The sequence below is a fragment of the Acidiplasma aeolicum genome (assembly GCF_001402945.1).
In the GTDB taxonomy this organism is placed as follows: domain Archaea; phylum Thermoplasmatota; class Thermoplasmata; order Thermoplasmatales; family Thermoplasmataceae; genus Acidiplasma; species Acidiplasma aeolicum.
The window spans coordinates 1-1092 of record NZ_LKBG01000144.1 but is presented as its reverse complement, the minus strand read 5'-3'; the positions used below and the strand labels follow the sequence as shown (position 1 = coordinate 1092).

At 37.2% G+C, this 1092-nt stretch carries 1 protein-coding gene; it reads right to left on the bottom strand.

Annotation, left to right across the window (positions count from 1 at the left end):
• Positions 1-440: 440 nt before the first annotated feature.
• Positions 441-1092, bottom strand: a 652-nt coding sequence (locus AOG54_RS03735; RefSeq protein ID WP_054964500.1) for a glycosyltransferase, incomplete at its 5' end; no start/stop codon positions are given.

Sequence of the window (1092 nt, the reverse complement as noted above, 5' to 3'; positions counted from 1 at the left end):
TTTGTAATGGTTCAGGTGGATACGCCTAAAAAGGAGGCAATAAACAAAGGCCAAGAGACATCAAAACTGTTAAATTTGGAATAAAATTAACAAATTACCCTATATAGTGAATAAATGTTAGCTGTGATTGACGGAACAGGATGACCATAAAAAGCGAAAATAATGAATTGCACTATGAATATAACTTACGCAGGAATTCCATATGTACCTTCGGGCTTGTCTGGCGGGCAATGAGTACAATGTCAATTATGAAAGCAGACTAAAAATCATACTTCTTCATTTCTTTCACCTTTCAGTATCTTCATTCACGCATACTTGCGCTGATAATGGTTGCTGATCTTATCCATACACTGTCTGTAAGATCTGTTGATGAAATTTTAAAAGGCATTCAGAAAAATAAGAGAAAAATCTATTCCCCTAAAATTTACGGAGTCAATACTCTAATTCTCACTGAAAAATGTCTTTTTGCAGTATCTTGGATCATCCCATGGGTTGAGCATTAACGAGAAAATCAAGGCAGGTATTTTTAGCATGAAAATCAGAATCTCCATTGGATCCCTGAATCGGTAATTAACTTTTATGGAAGTCCGCGCTTTCTTGAAAAGCATCCCGTTCTTCCGGTAAGCAAGAGAAGCCCCTACCTGATAATTATAGAACATCTTCTTTACGAATTTACGTAAAGTCCTTATGTTACTCCGATCATGGAGTAATACTGCGTCCTTAACATATTTACCTTTATATCCGGCTTTTATGGCCCTAATTGTAAGATCATAATCTTCCCCCGCCATTGCCAGGCATGGATCAAATTTCACTTTCTGTATTATTTCTGTTTTCCATGCTGAATTTCCAAGCGCCCCTTTAGTTATATCATTTGGTAAAATATTCTCATAAAGATATTTGTCATATTTGTCAAGGTATCTTGTAAATGGATTATCAGCCTTCCTGAGTGGGGAAGTGGAACCGTATGTAAAATCTGCTGATCCGTCAATTATAGGTTCAGTAATCCGTTCGAGCCAGTCATCTGTTGGTAATTCGTCCGTGTCAATGAATACCGTTATATTCCCCTGGATCATGCTCTGTACCTGGAAACGT